At 55.1% G+C, this 18385-nt stretch carries 20 protein-coding genes and 3 tRNA genes; 11 read left to right on the top strand and 12 right to left on the bottom strand.

All coding sequences use genetic code 11. The annotated features are described in order from the left end of the window. Nucleotides 1–173: 173 nt before the first annotated feature. Complete coding sequence (locus MOQ06_RS07890; protein WP_148418110.1) at nucleotides 174–677, top strand: non-heme ferritin-like protein; 504 nt, start codon at nucleotides 174–176, stop codon at nucleotides 675–677. 141 nt (nucleotides 678–818) lie between these two features. Then, nucleotides 819–2162: an anaerobic C4-dicarboxylate transporter gene (locus tag MOQ06_RS07885; protein ID WP_148418111.1), complete on the top strand. Its 1344-nt coding sequence runs from the start codon at nucleotides 819–821 to the stop codon at nucleotides 2160–2162. A 70-nt stretch (nucleotides 2163–2232) separates the two neighbouring features. On the opposite strand, the gene MOQ06_RS07880 is transcribed toward MOQ06_RS07885, so the two are convergent. The 3 genes from MOQ06_RS07880 to MOQ06_RS07870 form a co-directional block, all read right to left on the bottom strand. Next, entirely contained in the window at nucleotides 2233–2484 is a 252-nt protein-coding gene (locus tag MOQ06_RS07880) for a DUF2766 family protein (protein ID WP_003859683.1), read from the bottom strand. Between the two features lie 107 nt (nucleotides 2485–2591). Beyond that, the gene (gene azuC / locus MOQ06_RS07875; protein ID WP_003859682.1) at nucleotides 2592–2675 is read right to left on the bottom strand and encodes a stress response protein AzuC; all 84 of its coding nucleotides are present in this window, start codon (nucleotides 2673–2675) and stop codon (nucleotides 2592–2594) included. 353 nt (nucleotides 2676–3028) lie between these two features. Next, entirely contained in the window at nucleotides 3029–3667 is a 639-nt protein-coding gene (locus MOQ06_RS07870; protein ID WP_148418112.1) for an RpiB/LacA/LacB family sugar-phosphate isomerase, read from the bottom strand. Nucleotides 3668–3912: 245 nt separating this feature from the next. On the opposite strand from MOQ06_RS07870, the gene yecR reads away from it, so the two are divergent. Further along, entirely contained in the window at nucleotides 3913–4251 is a 339-nt protein-coding gene (yecR, locus tag MOQ06_RS07865) for a YecR family lipoprotein (RefSeq protein ID WP_193354666.1), read from the top strand. Between the two features lie 200 nt (nucleotides 4252–4451). Then, nucleotides 4452–4949, top strand: coding sequence for a non-heme ferritin (gene ftnA / locus MOQ06_RS07860; RefSeq protein ID WP_148418114.1), 498 nt, complete (start codon nucleotides 4452–4454; stop codon nucleotides 4947–4949). 36 nt (nucleotides 4950–4985) lie between these two features. Here the strand turns inward: ftnA and MOQ06_RS07855 are convergent, their stop codons facing one another. Then, on the bottom strand, nucleotides 4986–5222 hold the full coding sequence (locus MOQ06_RS07855; RefSeq protein ID WP_242172289.1) for a YecH family metal-binding protein: 237 nt from the start codon (nucleotides 5220–5222) through the stop codon (nucleotides 4986–4988). A gap of 252 nt (nucleotides 5223–5474) precedes the next feature. On the opposite strand from MOQ06_RS07855, the gene tyrP reads away from it, so the two are divergent. Next, nucleotides 5475–6626: a tyrosine transporter TyrP gene (gene tyrP / locus MOQ06_RS07850; RefSeq protein WP_255517690.1), complete on the top strand. Its 1152-nt coding sequence runs from the start codon at nucleotides 5475–5477 to the stop codon at nucleotides 6624–6626. 30 nt (nucleotides 6627–6656) lie between these two features. Here tyrP and MOQ06_RS07845 read toward each other — a convergent pair whose 3' ends face one another. Further along, nucleotides 6657–7325, bottom strand: coding sequence for a YecA family protein (locus MOQ06_RS07845; protein WP_242172288.1), 669 nt, complete (start codon nucleotides 7323–7325; stop codon nucleotides 6657–6659). 411 nt (nucleotides 7326–7736) lie between these two features. Between MOQ06_RS07845 and MOQ06_RS07840 the strand changes: the two genes are divergently transcribed. From MOQ06_RS07840 to MOQ06_RS07815, 6 genes are all read left to right on the top strand, one after another. Beyond that, nucleotides 7737–8858 (top strand): branched-chain amino acid ABC transporter substrate-binding protein, encoded by a 1122-nt coding sequence (locus tag MOQ06_RS07840; protein WP_242172287.1) that lies wholly within the window; start codon nucleotides 7737–7739, stop codon nucleotides 8856–8858. Between the two features lie 68 nt (nucleotides 8859–8926). Beyond that, on the top strand, nucleotides 8927–9841 hold the full coding sequence (locus MOQ06_RS07835) for a branched-chain amino acid ABC transporter permease LivH (protein WP_176610013.1): 915 nt from the start codon (nucleotides 8927–8929) through the stop codon (nucleotides 9839–9841). An 11-nt stretch (nucleotides 9842–9852) separates the two neighbouring features. Next, the gene (gene livM, locus MOQ06_RS07830) at nucleotides 9853–11127 is read left to right on the top strand and encodes a high-affinity branched-chain amino acid ABC transporter permease LivM (RefSeq protein ID WP_242172285.1); all 1275 of its coding nucleotides are present in this window, start codon (nucleotides 9853–9855) and stop codon (nucleotides 11125–11127) included. Then, nucleotides 11124–11999 carry an ATP-binding cassette domain-containing protein gene (locus tag MOQ06_RS07825; RefSeq protein WP_242172284.1) on the top strand — a complete coding sequence of 292 codons (876 nt, stop codon included), beginning with the start codon at nucleotides 11124–11126 and terminating at the stop codon, nucleotides 11997–11999. The genes livM and MOQ06_RS07825 overlap by 4 nt, the downstream gene beginning before the upstream one ends. Then, on the top strand, nucleotides 11996–12712 hold the full coding sequence (locus tag MOQ06_RS07820; RefSeq protein ID WP_242172283.1) for an ABC transporter ATP-binding protein: 717 nt from the start codon (nucleotides 11996–11998) through the stop codon (nucleotides 12710–12712). Before MOQ06_RS07825 ends, MOQ06_RS07820 begins: the two co-directional genes overlap by 4 nt. Nucleotides 12713–12874: 162 nt before the next feature. Beyond that, nucleotides 12875–13345 carry a hypothetical protein gene (locus MOQ06_RS07815; RefSeq protein WP_242172282.1) on the top strand — a complete coding sequence of 157 codons (471 nt, stop codon included), beginning with the start codon at nucleotides 12875–12877 and terminating at the stop codon, nucleotides 13343–13345. 8 nt (nucleotides 13346–13353) lie between these two features. On the opposite strand, the gene MOQ06_RS07810 is transcribed toward MOQ06_RS07815, so the two are convergent. The 7 genes from MOQ06_RS07810 to uvrY all read right to left on the bottom strand — a co-directional run bounded on the left by MOQ06_RS07810 (nucleotide 13354) and on the right by uvrY (nucleotide 18055). Continuing rightward, complete coding sequence (locus tag MOQ06_RS07810; RefSeq protein WP_242172281.1) at nucleotides 13354–14277, bottom strand: LysR substrate-binding domain-containing protein; 924 nt, start codon at nucleotides 14275–14277, stop codon at nucleotides 13354–13356. Nucleotides 14278–14514: 237 nt separating this feature from the next. After that, nucleotides 14515–14601 (bottom strand) — tRNA-Leu (locus MOQ06_RS07805). An 11-nt stretch (nucleotides 14602–14612) separates the two neighbouring features. Next, nucleotides 14613–14686 (bottom strand) — tRNA-Cys (locus tag MOQ06_RS07800). A 51-nt stretch (nucleotides 14687–14737) separates the two neighbouring features. Further along, a tRNA-Gly gene (locus MOQ06_RS07795) sits at nucleotides 14738–14813 on the bottom strand. Nucleotides 14814–14964: 151 nt separating this feature from the next. Next, nucleotides 14965–15513 carry a CDP-diacylglycerol--glycerol-3-phosphate 3-phosphatidyltransferase gene (pgsA, locus tag MOQ06_RS07790; protein ID WP_003859652.1) on the bottom strand — a complete coding sequence of 183 codons (549 nt, stop codon included), beginning with the start codon at nucleotides 15511–15513 and terminating at the stop codon, nucleotides 14965–14967. Between the two features lie 56 nt (nucleotides 15514–15569). Further along, a complete protein-coding gene (gene uvrC / locus MOQ06_RS07785) occupies nucleotides 15570–17402 on the bottom strand; it encodes an excinuclease ABC subunit UvrC (RefSeq protein ID WP_242172280.1) in 1833 nt (610 codons plus the stop codon). Next, nucleotides 17399–18055, bottom strand: a complete 657-nt coding sequence (uvrY, locus tag MOQ06_RS07780) for a UvrY/SirA/GacA family response regulator transcription factor (protein WP_148418129.1) — start codon at nucleotides 18053–18055, stop codon at nucleotides 17399–17401. Before uvrY ends, uvrC begins: the two co-directional genes overlap by 4 nt. Nucleotides 18056–18385: the final 330 nt, after the last annotated feature.

Here is an 18385-nt window from a genome sequence, read left to right as displayed (position 1 = left end):
TAAGAGTTTTCTTAAGCGAAAGAGAAGCGTATGCTTATTCGTATCGAACACAGGAAGTGAATATTCGAACGCTTATACCTTGCAGAAAATTTATTCTGCCATTCAGTCGTCAGTACCTGCCGGGTCAGGTTATGTAGCGGACATCATGTCCAACAGTCAATAAGGATATTAGTATGACTACCCCAACGATGATGCAAAAACTCAACGCCCAGATGAACCTGGAGTTTTACGCTTCCAATCTGCATCTGCACCTTAGCGCGTGGTGTTCCAGAAAAAGCCTGAACGGCACTGCCACCTTCTTTCGTTCACAGGCGCAAAGTAACGTCACGCATATGATGCGCGTGTTTAACTTTTTGAAGGCGCTTGGTGCAAATCCCACCGTCAAAGAGCTTGAAACGATTGAAGATAACTACTCTTCACTGGAAGAACTGTTCCAGAAAACGCTGGAAGAGTATGAGCAGCGCTGTGCAAGGCTGAGCAAGCTGGCCGATGAAGCCATGGCGCAGCAGGACATCGCAACCCTCAAATTCTTACGTGATATGGATAAAGAGCAGCAGCAGGATGGCATGCTGCTGAAAACGCTCGCAGATGAGATCCGCAATGCAAAACGCGCGGGTCTCGGTCTGGAGCAGACGGACCGCCATCTTCTCGACCTCGCCACCGTTCAACACCACTAAGCCCGTCTCGCCCGCTTCCGCCCGGAAGCGGGTATCAACTGCCTGCTTTTGCTGACATTTAACAAATCCGATCTCGCTCCCAATGAATAACCACACAACATGTAATGATTTGTTAATTACAATCATTGACGAGGGAGCAGCATGATCACCATTGAGTTTATTGTCATTATCCTCTGCCTGCTGACGGGCACACGCTTCGGCGGCATGGGGCTTGGGCTGATAAGCGGCATCGGCCTGTTTATTTTGAGTTTTGTTTTTGGGCTACAGCCCGGTAAACCCCCGGTGGACGTAATGCTCACCATCCTTGCCGTCATCGGCTGTGCCGCCACGCTCCAGACCGCCGGTGGCCTGAATGTGATGATGCAGTTTGCGGAGCGCCTGCTGCGTAAACATCCGCAGCACATCACCCTTCTCGCGCCGTTTACCACCTGGATGCTGACCTTTCTCTGCGGAACCGGTCACGTCGTCTACACCATGTTTCCCATCATTGCGGATATCGCGCTAAAAAAGGGCATTCGCCCGGAGCGCCCAATGGCGGTCGCCTCGGTGGCGTCTCAGATGGCCATCACCGCCTCCCCCGTCTCCGTCGCCGTCGTGTCGCTGGTTTCCATTCTGGGTGCGCAGCACGGTATTGGCCACGGGTGGGGGATCCTCGAAATTCTGGCCGTCTCCGTGCCGGCCTCGCTGTCCGGGGTTGCCATTGCCGCGCTGTGGAGCTTACGCCGCGGAAAAGATCTGGCAGACGATCCGGAGTTTCAGGAAAAGCTGAACGATCCGAAACAGCGGGAGTTTATTTATGGTGGAACGGAGACGCTGATGAATCAGCGCTTCCCGAAACAGGCTTACTGGTCAACGTGGATCTTCTTCGCCGGTATTGCCGTAGTGGTGCTGCTGGGGGCGCTGCCAGCGCTGCGTCCGGCCTTTGAAATCAAAGGCAAAATGACCGCCCTGTCGATGAACCTTGTCATACAGATGATGATGCTGATTGCCGGTGCCGTAATGCTGATGACCTGCAGGGTAAATGCGTCGGCGATTTCAAACGGGGCGGTGTTTAAGGCGGGGATGGTCGCGATCTTCTCGGTGTTCGGCGTGGCGTGGATGAGCGATACCTTTTTCCAGGCGCATCTCGACGAGCTGAAAATGGCGCTGGAGGGGATAGTGAAAAGTCATCCGTGGACGTACGCCATCGTGCTGTTTCTGGTTTCAAAACTGGTCAACAGCCAGGCTGCGGCCTTAACCGCCGTCGCCCCGATGGGATTGATGCTGGGTATCGACCCGAAAATGCTGGTTGCCTTCTTCCCGGCGTCGTACGGCTACTTCGTGCTGCCAACCTATCCGAGCGATCTGGCGTGTATCGGATTCGATCGTTCCGGCACGACCCGCATCGGTAAATTCATCATCAACCACAGCTTTATCGTGCCGGGGCTGATTGGCGTGAGCTGCGCCTGCGTGGTGAGCTATCTGCTGGTGCAGACGTTCTTCTGATCTTTCTGCGGGCGACAGGCTCTGTCGCCCTTCGGCGTAAAATCAGCAAGGGTGTCTGATTTCGGTTTACCTAGTGCGATTCACCCTGCGGCGTGAAGCGCAGCTCAATCAGGGCGATAGCTTTCTGGATTGCGCGGAGCGTAACCGGGTCAGCCGCGGCGGGGTGGTTGGTGAAATCGATGTTTTTCAGCTGGGTCGACATCTTTTCGCGTACTTCTACCGGTGCGATAACGTCAATTACGTCAAGGATCTGTTTGATGACCAGCTGGCAGGCGACGACGTCAGATACCAGTTCCTGATCGGCGCTCAGGTTTTGTGACATGGGGATTCTCCTTATTTAAAGGCCGCCATAGTAGCAAAACAGAGGCCCTTCCATCTCCCTCTCGTCGTACGCAGACGTAAAAAAACCTGCCGAAGCAGGTTTTTTTATCAGAACATCGCGCCCGGTGGGACGTCTTTGAAAGTTGTGCAGTAATTAGCCCACATGCTTTTCAGGATTTTGCGCAGTTTCATCGTGTTGCTCCAGTAACGTGTTATGCAGGTGTTATTGTCGATACGCTTATAATATGACCACCATCACAAAAATCAACCATTTTGTGACGCACATCACGCTCAAAAAGGCTGCATTGCGGCGGGCATGTTAAAAAAAGTAGCGATAAATCCGCAGGTTACGGGCTTATAAATTCCAGTAAATTTTTATAGAATTTTTTGAAACGGAAGGAACGCAAGGGATGAAGCGGCGATCGCTGATACGTCAGCAGGGAGGGTTGACACGCTGCGCCTGGCACGGGATGCGGGCAGCGCGATATCTTCAAAAACGTAATGCGGCATGCCGGGCAGGTATAGCCCTGCCCGGCAAAGCGGAATCAGCCAACAATGGCGCGGACAAAAGCTTCAATCTCTTTGTCCTGGCAGTTCTCGAAGAAGCACTGCTGGAAGCGCTGGCCCGAAACGGCGGTTTTAACCAGCTCGGGATCGATTGCGCGCAGGGTATCCAGATAGTTTTCTTTCACCACCGCCGCTTTCACCTGATTCAGAATACCGGCGTTGCGCACCTGCGGCTCTTTACGCTCTGGTGGATAGCCTTCGCCATTGCGCCCGGTAAACGCTTTCTCGAAGATAAAGCGCACGTTCAGTTCAGCGCCCCAGCCAAAGCCTTTCGCGAACGGCAGGGAAAGCGCGTTGCCGTTGTTGATTTGCGCGAACAGGAACGCGTCAGCAGGATCGATGCAGTAGCCGCAAATTACGCCCGGATGAATGTTCAGGGACATCAGCGCGCCCTGCCCGGTTCCGCAGCCGGTCACAACAAAATCGACGGCTTTTGAATTGAGCAGAATGCTCGCCATGATGCCAAGGTGAATATAGGTAAGGTGGTGATCGTTTTCATCACTCATACCGACGTTATAGACCGGGAAACCTTTCTCATCGGCAACGGCCTTCAGCTCATTAAGGATGATGGCATTTTTAGCGGCCTGGCTGTTTTCCATCATCAGTGCAATTTTCATCTTGTCTCTCCTGAATGCATGGCGGGCGTTCCCGCTGTGGATAGCTTTTCACCTTAACCTTACTATCAAACAAACGCACTTTCAAATTAAGTGAAAACTTGTTTTAAAAAACAAAGATGCGCTCACAGTTTGGCGGGCTGGCCCGGTTCGTTGCGAAGTGTAAGGGGAGATCTTCCGGCTATTCCGCCCATTGCGGCCTGCGGATCGGCTTACAATAGCGTATTTCCCGTCACGCAGAGTTAACTATGAAAAGAGTAATCCTGGCCGCAACGATCCTGATGCTCGCGGGGTGCAGCATTAACCGTCAGGCGGAGATAAGCAGTGTAGACGCCCCGAACGGGATTGTGCGCCTCGACTACGGTCAGGCGCTGCTTCAGAACGCCTGGTCTGACGACTATGTGAATAACGGTACGGCAGCCAAAGCCTGTCAAAACATGGGGTATGCCACCGCGTCCGCCTACGGGCAGCCGATAAAAACCTGCACCCTCATCAGCGGCTCGCTCTGTCTGAACGAAAGCGTGACCATTCAGTACAAATGCATGGGATATGCCGTTACCTCCGCAAACCAGAACCCATGGTATTAACGGGTGCTGCCAGCCACGCTGGCAGCCTATTTAATAAGAACAAAAACAATTCTCATTAATTAATATAAAGAGTGGCAATGCGTGTTATTCCCATTCGTATTTTTAATAAAGAGATATTTATTTTACTTTTTGCAAATAATTAAATAACAAATTATAGTGTCGCTCATCGTGAACCAGTAATAATAAACCGGAGCTGCACCATGCTAAAAACCGAAATGATTGAAAAGCTTAATGCGCAAATGAACCTTGAGCTTTTTTCATCCCTCCTTTACCAGCAGATGAGCGCCTGGTGCAGCTATCACAGCTTTGAAGGTGCGGCCGCGTTCCTGCGTCGCCATGCCCAGGAAGAGATGACGCACATGCAGCGTCTGTTTGATTATCTTACGGATACCGGCAGCCTGCCGCGCATTGACAACGTGGCATCGCCTTTCGCCGAATACGGCTCTCTGGATGAACTGTTCCGCGCCACCTACGAGCACGAACAGCTGATCACCCAAAAAATTAATGAACTGGCTCATGCGGCGATGACCAGCCAGGATTATCCAACCTTTAATTTCCTTCAGTGGTATGTTGCTGAACAGCACGAAGAAGAGAAACTGTTTAAATCCGTCCTGGATAAATTATCTCTGGCGGGTAAATCCGGTGAAGGTCTGTACTTTATTGATAAAGAGCTGTCGACCCTCGACGCGCAGAATTAATGTTAAAACGGTGCTGACCCGTCAGCACCGTTTTATTTAATGGCGGCATATTTTACTTTCGTGAGTAGAAAAGCCCTCTTCTGCCGGAATAAATTTTCCCCGCGCCGCCAGAAACGCCACCAGCTCCGCCGCTGACATATCCGAAGCCGAACAGGTATGGAACCGCGCATCTTCGCCAAAGCGGGCACCTATCGCCGCCACCAGGCTTTGCTCCGTATAGCGTTCCCCCGACTCAATCATCATATTAAGCACATCGTGTCCGTGAATTGACATGGTTACCTCCCGCAAATAAAAGGCAGACTAAACGCTTCCTCAGCCACGCGCCTTGCGCTGGCGCAGGTTCCCCCTTTTCTTTTTGTAAATTAATCATTACACCCTATGTAACGGTGATTTGACGAGATGGGGCTTTTCCCTTACTCTGCGCCGCAGAATAGGTTGCGGTATCGAAGGGTTGTAGAGGAAAGCGTGAAGAACAGAACTCTGGGAAGTATTTTTATCGTCGCCGGAACGACAATTGGCGCAGGAATGTTGGCCATGCCGCTGGCTGCCGCGGGCGTCGGGTTTGGCGTAACCGTACTGCTGCTGGGCGGCCTGTGGGCGCTGATGTGTTACACCGCGCTGCTGCTGCTGGAGGTCTATCAGCACGTCCCCGCCGATACCGGCCTGGGCTCGCTGGCGGCACGCTACCTTGGACGCTACGGGCAGTGGATCGCCGGTTTTAGCATGATGTTCCTGATGTACGCGCTGACTGCCGCCTATATTAGCGGCGCCGGAGAGCTGATTGCGTCAAGCATCAATGACGGCTTCGGGACATCGATTTCGCCGGAGACGGGCGCAATTGCCTTTACGCTGACTGGCGGCGGCGTGGTTTGCGCCGGAACGTCGCTGGTCGATCTCTTTAACCGCTTTTTGTTCAGCGCCAAAATCCTCTTCCTGGCTGCGATGCTGGTGCTGCTGGCGCCGCACGTCCACAAGATCAACCTGCTCGCCATGCCGCTGGAGAAAGGCCTGGCGCTTTCGGCGATCCCGGTCATTTTCACCTCGTTCGGTTTTCACGGCAGCGTACCGAGCATCGTCAGCTATATGAACGGCGATATCCGCAAGCTGCGCCGCGTGTTTATCATCGGCAGCGCCATACCGCTGATTGCGTACCTTTTCTGGCAGCTGGTAACGCTGGGCAGCATTGACTCCACAACCTTTGTTGGCCTGATGGCGGAGCACTCTGGCCTGAACGGTTTCCTGGTTGCCCTGCGCAACGTGGTGGCTTCTACGCACGTAGAGCTGGCGGTGCATCTGTTTGCGGATCTGGCGCTGGCTACCTCCTTCCTCGGGGTGGCGCTCGGCCTGTTTGACTACATGGCGGACCTGCTCCAGCGCCGCAATACCGCTGCCGGCCGTTTACAGACGGGAGCAATGACCTTCCTGCCGCCGCTGGCCTTCGCGCTTTTTTACCCACGCGGCTTTGTGATGGCGCTGGGATATGCCGGCGTGGCGTTATCGGTTCTGGCCCTGCTCCTGCCTTCCCTGCTGGCCTGGAAAAGCCGCCAGCAGCATCCGCAGCAAGGGTATCGCGTGGCGGGAGGTAAGCCGCTGCTGTGCCTGGTGTTTAGCTGCGGAGTAGCGATTATTCTGGTGCAGATATTGATTGCAGCGGGGATGCTGCCGGAAGTGGGATAAGAATAAGGGGCTATTTTTAGCCCCTTTTTATCAGTGCAGACAGCAGCTTTTGAACTTCTTCCCGCTGCCGCACGGGCACGGATCGTTACGACCCACCTTTGCCCCGTTCACGATCGGTTGCTTCGCTTCCGGCTGCTGCGGGTTAGCCACCCAGTAGTTATACAAACGCAGCGCCGCAGGCTGGATGCTCTCAATGCTGGCCATGAACTCCTCTTCGGTCAGCGCATCCAGCTTCTCGCTGGTCTCTTCCGTACCGTGCAGCGCAATCACGGCCAGATCGGCCTGTAGCGATTCCGGCAGGGATGACCAGTCCGTCAGCGCCACGCCGCGCATGTAGCCATAGCACCACTCTTCCACCACGGTATAACTCTGGCCGTCAACGTCGTTATAGCCAAAGAGCGGCTCAAACTGGTCCGGGTATTCGCTCAGACGCTCGGCAATATCGTTCATATGCTTAAAGCAAAGATCGATAAAGCGGTTCATCTCGCGGTCGTTTTTCCAGCGCGGAATAAACTTCTCACCGCCCCAGACCGCCACCAGCCAGGTGTCGGGCTCCACCACAACGGGACCGGAAAGTACTGCGGTAAGCATGCCGTCCAGTTCGGACACGTCAATCACGGATGCATCGTCGTGACCGTAAGACATTAATGTCTCTTCCAGCCACGCCATCTCGCTTTCATTTAATGGGCCTTCAGCCATTGCTGATACTCCTGATAAAAAAAACGATCCTGACATATATCGCCGCGCGTGCCTATCTGAAGTTTAGGTCTTTATTGCTGCATAAACGTGCAATTCGTGACCCTTGCACAACTTATGGGCTTTGTTGTTAAGGAGATGTGATCTCCGCTGTAATTTCACGTCATCCCGCAAAGGCGCATAAAACGGCACTCTATACTCAACATGCTGTGACCCGGTCAAGGGATTAACCATTCTGGCAACCTTTTTGCTTAATGTTCTGCGCGCTTCGCGGTGCGTAGGATCCTCGCCGTATTAAGCAGGAGATTGCTTCTAACGTGCATTTTGTTCTCGCTCTTGTTTTTGGATTAACGATGCCATCAGGCGTTCGGGTTTATACCTGGTGCAAAAACCTCTTTGCTAAGGAACATAATAATGTCGCTTAAATTTACCAAAACGTCCCTTTCCCTTGTGCTGGCTGGCTGCCTGGTGACGGCCTTTTCCGCGCGGGCAGATATTGTGATTGGCGTGGCCGGGCCGTTCACCGGCCCGAACGCAACCTATGGCGATCAGTACTGGCACGGCGCCACGCAGGCGGCGAAAGACATTAACGCCGCAGGCGGGATCAACGGTGAGAAAATCAGGCTGGTTCAGGGCGATGACGCCTGCGAGCCTAAACAGGCGGTAGCCGTTGCCAACCGCCTGGTCGATCAGGACAAGGTCAACGCGGTGGTCGGCCACTTCTGCTCCTCGTCGACCATGCCCGCCTCCGAGGTGTATAGCGATGCAGGAATATTATCCATCACCCCCGGCTCGACTAACCCGCTGATTACCGAGCGCGGCATGAGCGATATGTTCCGCATGTGCGGCCGCGACGACCAGCAGGGCCAGGTCGCCAGCGATTTTATTATTGATAAGCTGAACGCTAAACGGGTGGTCATTATCCACGATAAAGACACCTATGGTCAGGGGCTGGCGGACGCCACCAAAGCGGCGCTGGCGAAACGCGGCGTCAAGGATGTGATGTACGAAGGGCTATCGCGCGGGGAAAAAGACTTTAACGCGCTGGTAACCAAAATTGGCGCGCAGAAACCGGACGTGGTGTTCTTCGGCGGCTGCCACCCGGAAGCGGGCCCGCTGGTTCGCCAGATGCGTGAACAGGGCGTACAGGCGAAGTTCTTCTCCGGTGACTGCATCGTCAACGAGGAGATGGTGACCGCCGCCGGCGGTGCGCAATATACCAACGGCATCTATATGACCTTCGGCAAAGATCCCCGCCAGATCCCGGACGGGAAGGCCGTTATCGAGAAATTCCGCGCCGGTAAATTTGAACCTGAAGGCTATACGCTCTACGCCTACGCTTCGGTGCAGGCTATCGCGGCGGCGTTTAAGGCCACCAAAGGTACGGATTCTGCGAAAGCCAGCGAGTGGCTGAAGGCCAATTCCGTCGACACGGTTATGGGTAAAAAAGCCTGGGACAGCAAAGGCGATCTCAGGGTGTCTGACTATGTGGTGTACCAGTGGGACGACAAAGGCAAGTATAAAGAAGTGCCGTAACGGGACGGAATCTGCTCGACGCCGACGGGGTTGCCCGTCGGCGTAACCCCTCATTCAGGTGCGCAACGATGAGTACTTTCTTCCTTCAGCAGTTAATTAACGGCCTGACGCTGGGTTCGGTCTATGGCCTTATCGCTATCGGCTACACCATGGTGTACGGCATTATCGGCATGATCAATTTCGCCCACGGCGAAGTGTATATGATTTCCGCCTATCTCTCGGCCATTGGCCTTGCCCTGCTGGCATTTTTTGGACTCCAGTCATTTCCGCTGCTGATCCTCGGGACGCTGGTATTCACCATCGTGGTCACCGGGGTTTACGGCTGGACTATTGAGCGCATCGCCTATAAGCCCCTGCGCAACTCGACCCGCCTGGCTCCGCTGATCTCGGCCATCGGGATGTCGCTGATCCTGCAAAACTACGTCCAGCTCAGCCAGGGCCCGCGGCAGCAGGGCGTACCTACCATGCTGGACGGCGTGCTGCGCTTCCACCTGGGCGAAGGGTTTGTCCAGATAACCTATACCAAGGTCTTTATCCTCATTGCCTCTTTCGCGGGCATGCTGGTCCTGACCTGGATTATCAGCCGTACCCGCCTGGGGCGGATGTGCCGCGCGGTGCAGCAGGATCGCAAAATGGCCTCTATCCTGGGCATCAATACCGACAGGATTATTTCGCTGGTGTTTGTTATTGGCGCCGCCATGGCCGGGCTGGCGGGCGTGCTGATCACCATGAATTATGGCACCTTCGATTTTTACGTCGGGTTCGTCATCGGCATTAAGGCATTCACGGCGGCGGTGCTTGGCGGCATCGGCTCGTTGCCTGGCGCGATGCTCGGCGGGCTGATCCTGGGGATCGCCGAAGCGCAATTCTCCGGGCTGGTGAACTCGGACTACAAGGACGTGTTCTCGTTTGGCCTGCTGGTCCTGATTCTGATCTTCCGTCCTCAGGGGCTGCTGGGCCGCCCCGTCGTGGCTAAAGTGTAAGGAACAACGCGATGACCTCTGACGGATTTTCCCTGAAGCGCTGCATTCTGGACGCGATTTTTTCCGGAACGATCGCGCTGATTATTTTCGGCCCGATTGCGGGCGTGATACTGGATGGCTATAGCTTTACCTTTGACGGCCAACGTCTGGCGTGGATGACGGGCACCGTGATGCTGGGACGCTTTTTGCTCAGCGCTTTTTCCGGTACGGCTGCCGGAAGACGGCTACAGGCACGGTTTGAATCTGACAGCGCGGGGGTGTACGTCCGGCCGCCGGGGTACAAGAGCCGCATGCGCTGGATCCTGCCGCTGATCGTCACGCTGGCGATTTGCTTCCCGTTTGTTGCCACCAAGTACGTCCTGACGGTTGCCATTCTCGGGCTGATCTACGTCCTGCTCGGCCTTGGGCTGAACATTGTTGTCGGGCTGGCGGGGCTGCTGGATCTGGGCTACGTCGCCTTTTACGCCATTGGGGCCTACGGCCTGGCGCTTGGGTATCAGTATCTTGGCTTAGGGTTCTGGAGCATGCTGCCGCTGGCGGCGCTGATGGCCGCGGGCGCGGGCGCCCTGCTCGGCTTTCCGGTGCTGCGCATGCACGGGGATTACCTGGCCATCGTCACGCTCGGGTTTGGCGAGATTATCCGCCTGGTGCTGAACAACTGGCTGACCTTCACCGGCGGGCCTAACGGCGTTTCAGCCCCGGCCCCGACCTTTTTGGGCCTGGAGTTTGGTCGACGCGCTAAGGAAGGCGGCGTGCCCTTCCACGAGTTCTTCGGCCTGACCTATAACCCCAACATGAAGTTTATCTTCATCTATGCGGTGCTGTTTCTGGTGGTCGTGCTGGTGCTGTACGTTAAGCACCGGCTGACGCGAATGCCGGTTGGCCGGGCGTGGGAGGCGCTCCGTGAAGATGAAATTGCCTGCCGCTCAATGGGGCTTAACCACGTCCTGGTGAAGCTTTCGGCGTTTACCCTCGGCGCGTCGACAGCGGGTATCGCCGGCGTATTTTTTGCCACCTACCAGGGTTTTGTGAACCCCACCTCCTTCACCTTTTTCGAATCGGCTCTGATTCTCGCAATCGTGGTTCTGGGCGGGATGGGCTCTACCGTGGGCGTCGTTCTGGCAGCCTTCGTGCTTACCGTCACGCCGGAGCTGCTGCGCAGCTTTGCGGAATACCGCGTGCTGCTGTTCGGCATGCTGATGGTGGTCATGATGATCTGGCGTCCTCGCGGCCTGATCCGCATCAACCGCAGCGGGTTTGCCGTGCGTAAAGGAGTCGCACCATGAACGCAACAATTTTGCGCGTAGAGCATCTGAGGATGCATTTCGGTGGCATCAGGGCCTTAAACGACGTCAACCTTGAGGTGCAGCGCGGGTCGATTACCGCCCTGATTGGGCCTAACGGCGCGGGAAAAACGACCGTCTTTAACTGCCTGACCGGTTTCTACCGCGCTTCCGGTGGCAACATAATATTCAATGCGCGTGATAAAACCACCAACGTCATCCAGGTGCATGGCCAGAAGTTCCAGCCCGGCGACTGGCTCAACCCGACGCAGCTCGGCCAGCGACTGTTCTATAAAATGTTCGGCGGCACGCATCTGGTGAACCGCGCGGGTCTTGCCCGCACCTTTCAGAACATCCGCCTGTTTCGTGAGATGTCGGTAGTGGAAAACCTGCTGGTGGCGCAGCATATGCGCGTCAACCGCAGCCTGCTTGCGGGGGTGCTGAATACTCCGGCATATCGTCGGGCGGAAAGCGATGCGCTGGACCGGGCGTTTTACTGGCTGGAGGCGGTGGATCTGGTGGACTGCGCGAACCGGCTTGCCGGTGAAATGTCCTACGGCCAGCAGCGGCGCCTCGAAATCGCCCGCGCCATGTGTACCGGCCCGGAGATGATTTGTCTCGATGAACCCGCCGCCGGGCTGAACCCGGTTGAGACGCACAAGCTGAGCGAAATCGTTCGCTTCCTGCGCGACCACCACGGCATTACGGTGCTGCTGATTGAGCATGACATGGGGATGGTGATGGAGATTTCGGATGACATCATCGTGCTCGATCACGGCGACGTTATTGCCAGAGGTACGCCAGACGCGATCCAGCACAATGACAGCGTCATTGCCGCCTATTTGGGTACCGACGAAAGCGAGGTCAGCCCGTGAGCGAACCGATGCTTCAGTTTCACAGTGTGGACGTTTTCTATGGCGCGATCCAGGCGCTCAGGCAGGTTTCGCTTGAGGTTAACGAAGGAGAGACCGTGGCCTTGATTGGCGCTAACGGTGCGGGGAAATCGACCCTGCTGATGTCTGTCTTTGGCCAGCCCCGCATTCGCAGCGGGCAGATCGTCTTCTGCGGCGAGGATATCAGCGACAAATCCACCCACTACGTCGCTACCGGCGGCATTGCTCAGGCGCCTGAAGGGCGACGCGTTTTCCCCGATATGTCTGTGGAAGAGAATTTGCTGATGGGGACGATTCCCATCGGCAGCCAGCACGCAGCGGCAGATATGCAGAGCATGTTTGACCTGTTTCCCCGCCTCAAAGAGCGGCGCAACCAGCGGGCGATGACGCTCTCCGGGGGAGAACAGCAAATGCTGGCTATCGCCCGCGCGCTGATGAGCCGCCCCAAACTTCTGCTGCTGGATGAACCCAGCCTCGGCCTCGCGCCCATCGTGGTTAAACAGATTTTCCAGACGCTGCGCGAGCTGGCCCGTAACGGGATGACGATTTTTCTCGTGGAGCAGAACGCGCACCATGCGCTGAAGTTGTCCGACCGCGGCTATGTAATGGTTAACGGGCAGATCCGCTTAAGCGGCAGCGGCGAGGCGCTGCTGAACGATCCGGAGGTAAGGAAAGCCTATCTTGGAGGGGCGTGAAGCGTAGAGGCCAGCGTGAGTAAAACTCACAGTGATTTCCATTATTAATCGTTTTTCTGAAGCGACCGCATTCAAATATCATCATCACGACCCGCCGTTGCGCGGGTCGATAAACGTTCAGCCGCACGCTGAATAATAATGATAAGAGGATCCGGGGCAAACATGACACTTGATGCGTTATTTCAGTTAATGAAGTTCGACTTACCGCCTGACGCCCGTTCAGCCGTTGATTTACAGGATTTTATGGCCATGCTTATGGCGACGAAACCTCACTCTGAGGCCCTGTCACCGTTTTCGCAGCGCGTGTATATGCTTTGTGCCGCCCATCGTGACCCTAAACAGGCGGCTGCGCTGCTTTCGGCCTCTCTGCCCGAAGCAGGAAAGCCCCTTCCGCTGCTCGACTTCTCTGGCTGGCCACAGGTGCGTTACGCCGCTTCCGGCGAACTACAGACGCCCGAGTCCGAAGACTATTTTCACAGGGTTTCGTCTGCCGCCACGATATTACGCGCGGCAATCCTCGACGCCGGGCAGCAGGAAAACACCCCTGCTTTTTATATTCTGGATAAGGTGCTCAGCCTGAACGGCGCTTTGCCGGAACGTTATAAAAAGATGGCGAACATTACTTACTCATAACGGCACTATTAGACCCGGCCTTCATCGTATTCCAGACAAACGATATCCAGAGCCGGGACGATCGGGGCGTGGTTTTGCAGCCAGGCCAGAAGATGCTGGATGCTGTCTCTTTTGAGCGAATTTTTTGGCCAGACGAGGTAGTAGCCATCTCCCGTCGCGATAGCTTCCCTGAAGGGCAGGCCGAGCAGGCCGCTTTTCAGGGCGTCGAGCGTAAGGCGCAGGTCGGCAATCGCGATACCGTGACCGTTCATGGCGGCAATACTTCCCTGTTCCAGGGTATCAAATACCATGCCGCTGCTCATATCGAGCCCCGGGTACAGCCCCGTTCTTCGCAGCCAGCGCCTCCAGTCCCTTCTGTCCGGCGAAGGATGGATCAAATCGCATTGCGCAAGCCGCTGCCGGGCCGGTTCGATAAGCGAGGGGGTGCAAACCGGGATAAGCCATTCACTAAAAAGCAGCTGGCTTTCCGCCGACTCACCGAAATGGCCGTTACCGAGCAGGATGGCGCAGTCGTATGGCTCAAGGTTGAAATCAACGGTATCAATGTCCATCCAGACGCTGGCAATCTCAACCTGTGGTTTTGCATGGCTGTTCCGAAAGGATCGCAGCACGTCGAGAAGCCATCTCATGGTCAGGGTGCTGGGCGCTTTTAGCCGCAGCAGATGATTTTCACTGCGAAATGCCCGGCAGGCCCACTCAATGCTCGTGAAGCTCTCGTTCAGCTGCCCGGCCAGCACTCGCCCGGCCTCGGTGACCTCTACCCTGGGGCCCTGTCTTTTAAAAAGCTCGCAGTCGAACCACAGTTCAAGGGTGCGGACGTGTCTGCTGACCGCGCCCGGCGTAATATTGAGCGTTTCAGCGGCTTTGCTGAAGGAGTTCAGTCGCGCAGCAACTTCAAACGCACGCAGCGCATACAGTGGCGGTAAAGACATAGCGGCCCTTAAAATGAGGTGATGGCATCTGGAATCGGGTCGCAGGCCTGAACATCTACAGACCGTAAAAGGCGCCCGCCTTAAGATAGCATAATGCGTATCTGTTTAATTACGCTGCAAAAGGATCGCTAAAGCCAGAGAGGGAGGATGCTGAGAAGCGGAATGACAGGCACAAAAAAACCACCTTTCGGTGGTTTCACGACACTGCTTATTGCTTTGATTATTCTTTGTTTCCCATGGTAGCCGGAGTGGGACTTGAACCCACACAGCGCGAACGCCGAGGGATTTTAAATCCCTTGTGTCTACCGATTCCACCATCCGGCCAGGGAAGAAAGTGGAGGCGCGTTCCGGAGTCGAACCGGACTAGACGGATTTGCAATCCGCTACATAACCGCTTTGCTAACGCGCCTTAAATCTGATGTCTTTCGACCTACACCCGCAAATGCCGATGTATTTAAACTGGAGCGGGAAACGAGACTCGAACTCGCGACCCCGACCTTGGCAAGGTCGTGCTCTACCAACTGAGCTATTCCCGCATGTCATCAAGCGTTATCTAACTTCTTGATTTCATTATCGTCCGGCTGACTGTGCCGCCGTTCGATGCGTTGCATTCTACTGATATGTCGTTTTGAGTCAACGATATTTTTTGCATCTCAGGATCGTTTGCTGAAAATTAAGGCGAAACGATCACTGTTCAAGCAAATCTCCGCGCGCGGCGTTCAAATATTGCAGCATTGACCACAGCGTCAGCACCGCCGCGACCCACAGCAGGCCGATACCTGCCCACTCAACCCAGGCATTCGGACGCCACAGCATCCACACCAGCGCCGCCATCTGTGCGGTGGTTTTGACTTTACCGATCCAGGACACCGCCACGCTGCTGCGTTTACCCAGCTCCGCCATCCACTCGCGCAGGGCAGAGATAATAATCTCACGGCCAATCATGGTCGCCGCAGGCAGCGTAACCCACCAGGTATGATAATGTTCCGCCACCAGCACCATCGCGATTGCCACCATCACCTTATCCGCGACCGGATCGAGGAACGCGCCGAATCGGGTACTCTGATTCCAGCGACGCGCCAGATAGCCGTCGAACCAGTCCGTAACGGCGGCGATCAGGAAAATCAGCGCACAGGCAAACGGTGCCCACACCACCGGCAGATAAAATGCCAGTACAAAGAACGGAATGAGCACAACGCGAAAAAGAGTGAGCAACGTAGGGATATTAAATCGCATGATGACGGTAACTGTCTGTTGTCAGTAAAATTTAGCTCTATGTTGCTACAGAGCCCTCAATGTTTCAACGAGTAGTAGATCTTTTCTGCCAGCCCTTGCGAAATACCCGGCACTTTTGCAATTTCCTCCATGCTGGCATTGAGTAATCCTTGCAATCCGCCCATGTACTTCAACAGCATCTGGCGACGTTTTGGCCCGACGCCTTCGATAGTCTCAAGGGTACTGGTATTTTTCACTTTCGCCCGTTTTTTCCGGTGCCCGCTGATGGCGTGATCGTGCGACTCATCGCGGATATGCTGGATCACGTGCAGCGCAGGAGAATCAGGCGGCAGGCTGAAGCCCTCCCCTTCCGGCTCGAAGAACAACGTCTCCAGACCCGCTTTACGATCCGCCCCTTTCGCCACCCCTAACAGCAGCGGATGGTTTTTATCCCACTCCACGTCGAGCGATTCAAATACCGCCTTCGCCTGTCCAAGCTGCCCTTTCCCGCCGTCGATAAGTATAACGTCAGGAATTTTGCTCGCTTCGATCGCTTTACCATAGCGGCGGCGCAGCACCTGGTTCATGGCGGCGTAATCGTCGCCCGGGGTAATGCCGGTGATGTTATACCGACGATACTCTGCCCGCAGCGGACCGTTGGCATCAAAGACCACGCACGACGCCACGGTCTGCTCGCCCATGGTATGGCTGATGTCGAAGCATTCCATACGCTTCACTTCAGGCAGCTTGAGCAGCGTAGCGAGCGCGGTTAAGCGCTGGCTGACGGTGGACTGCTGAGAAAGTTTGGTGGTCAGCGCCGTGGCGGCATTGGTTCGCGCCAGCTTCAGATAGCGGGCGCGATCGCCGCGCGGTTTCGTCTGCACGTTCACCCGGCGGCCGGCCAGCTCCGAAAGCGAATCCGCCAGCAGCGTTTTGTCGTCGAGGGTGAAGTCGAGCAGGATCTCAGACGGCAGCGTACGCATCTGACTGCCCTGCAAATAGAACTGGCCGACGAAGGTTTCCACCACTTCCCCCAGTTCGGTGCCGCCCGGCACCTTCGGGAAGTAGCTGCGGCTGCCGAGCACCTTGCCCTGACGAATAAACAGCACGTGAACACAGGCCAGACCGGCGTCAAAGGCAACGCCGATAACGTCGAGGTCGTCGCCCGTGTTGGAGACAAACTGCTTCTCGGTGACTCTGCGCACCGCCTGGATCTGATCGCGGATGCGCGCGGCTTCCTCAAACTCCAGCCCCGCGCTGGCTTTCTCCATGCGGGCAATCAGCTGCGTCAGCACCTGATCGTCTTTACCGGCTAAAAACAGACGCACGTACTCAACCTGCTGCGCATACTCTTCTTCACTTACCAGCCCTTCGACGCACGGCCCCAGGCAGCGGCCAATCTGATATTGCAGGCACGGCCGGGAACGGTTGCGGTAGACGCTGTTTTCACACTGGCGAACGGGGAAGATTTTTTGCAACAGCGCCAGCGTTTCGCGTACGGCATAACCGTTCGGGAAAGGGCCAAAGTATTCACCCTTCGCATGCTTAGCGCCACGATGCATCGCCAGGCGAGGATGGGTATCACCGCTCAGGAAGATAAACGGGTAGGACTTATCATCGCGCAGCAGAACGTTGTAGCGCGGCTGATACAGCTTGATATAGTTGTGCTCAAGCAGCAGTGCTTCCGTTTCCGTGTGAGTCACGGTGACATCAATGTTGTGGATGAGTGCGACCAGTGCTTCGGTTTTACGAGAGGCAAGATTGCTGCGGAAATAGCTGGAAAGGCGTTTTTTCAGATCTTTTGCCTTACCGACATAGATAACCGTACCGCCAGCGTCGTACATTCGGTAGACGCCCGGCTGGCTGGTGACGGTTTTCAGAAATGCTTTTGAATCGAACGCTTCACTCACTGACTTATTAACGACTCCGCATTGCACAAACCATGGCGAATGGCCAGATGAGTCAGTTCGACATCACCGTGTATGTTCAGTTTACTGAACATCCGATAGCGATAGCTGTTGACCGTTTTCGGGCTGAGATTCAGCTGCTCTGAAATCTCATTCACCTTCTGACCTTTAGTGATCATCAGCATAATCTGCAATTCACGCTCAGACAAACTGGCGAACGGAGATTCCGTTTTTTCCGGTTCAATCTGACTCAGCGCCATCTGTTGAGCAATGTCTGAAGCAATGTACCGCTGACCTGCATAGACGGAACGGATCGCATTAACGACTTCCTGCGGCGCGGCACCTTTGCTGAGATATCCGGCAGCCCCTGCCTGCATAACCCTGGCCGGGAGCGGATTTTCGGTATGGACGGTCAGCATGATGACTTTTGTGTCAACGAACATGCGGGCGATTTTACGCGTGGCTTCAAGCCCGCCGATTCCGGGCATGTTCATATCCATCAGCACCACGTCTGCTGAGTTAGCGCGACACCATTTTACGGCATCTTCGCCACAGCATGCCTCGCCGGCAACTTTAATACCCTTTATATCTTCAAGAATGCGACGTATCCCTGCGCGCACCAGTTCGTGGTCATCAACAAGAAGGACGTTGATCAAAGGAAATGTCTCCAGAATAGGGATAACGCTACTGACTGCTAATTCCGCTTATATTAGCGGTTTTCCATCCAAGTTTAAAACGCTAAAAAATCGGCTATACGATTGTGGTCTCGTTTTTGGAAATTAGGCTGTACAGCAGCTGGAAAGAAAACCCGCGCACGCTGGGCTTTTGCCGCTATTTTTAAGCACCAGCATTCAAAAAGTTACCAAAACATTTGTTAACGCAAACTAAAAAATGCTCTCATTTTTTTGTAACAACAATTAACGAATGGCGAACCGGTGATAAACATTTAATTGTCGCTAACATATTGGACAGATTACCTTCATAAT

Source organism: Enterobacter sp. I4, from assembly GCF_022669095.1.
In the GTDB taxonomy this organism is placed as follows: Bacteria; Pseudomonadota; Gammaproteobacteria; order Enterobacterales; family Enterobacteriaceae; genus Enterobacter; species Enterobacter pasteurii.
This window is presented reverse-complemented; position numbering and strand designations above follow the sequence as displayed.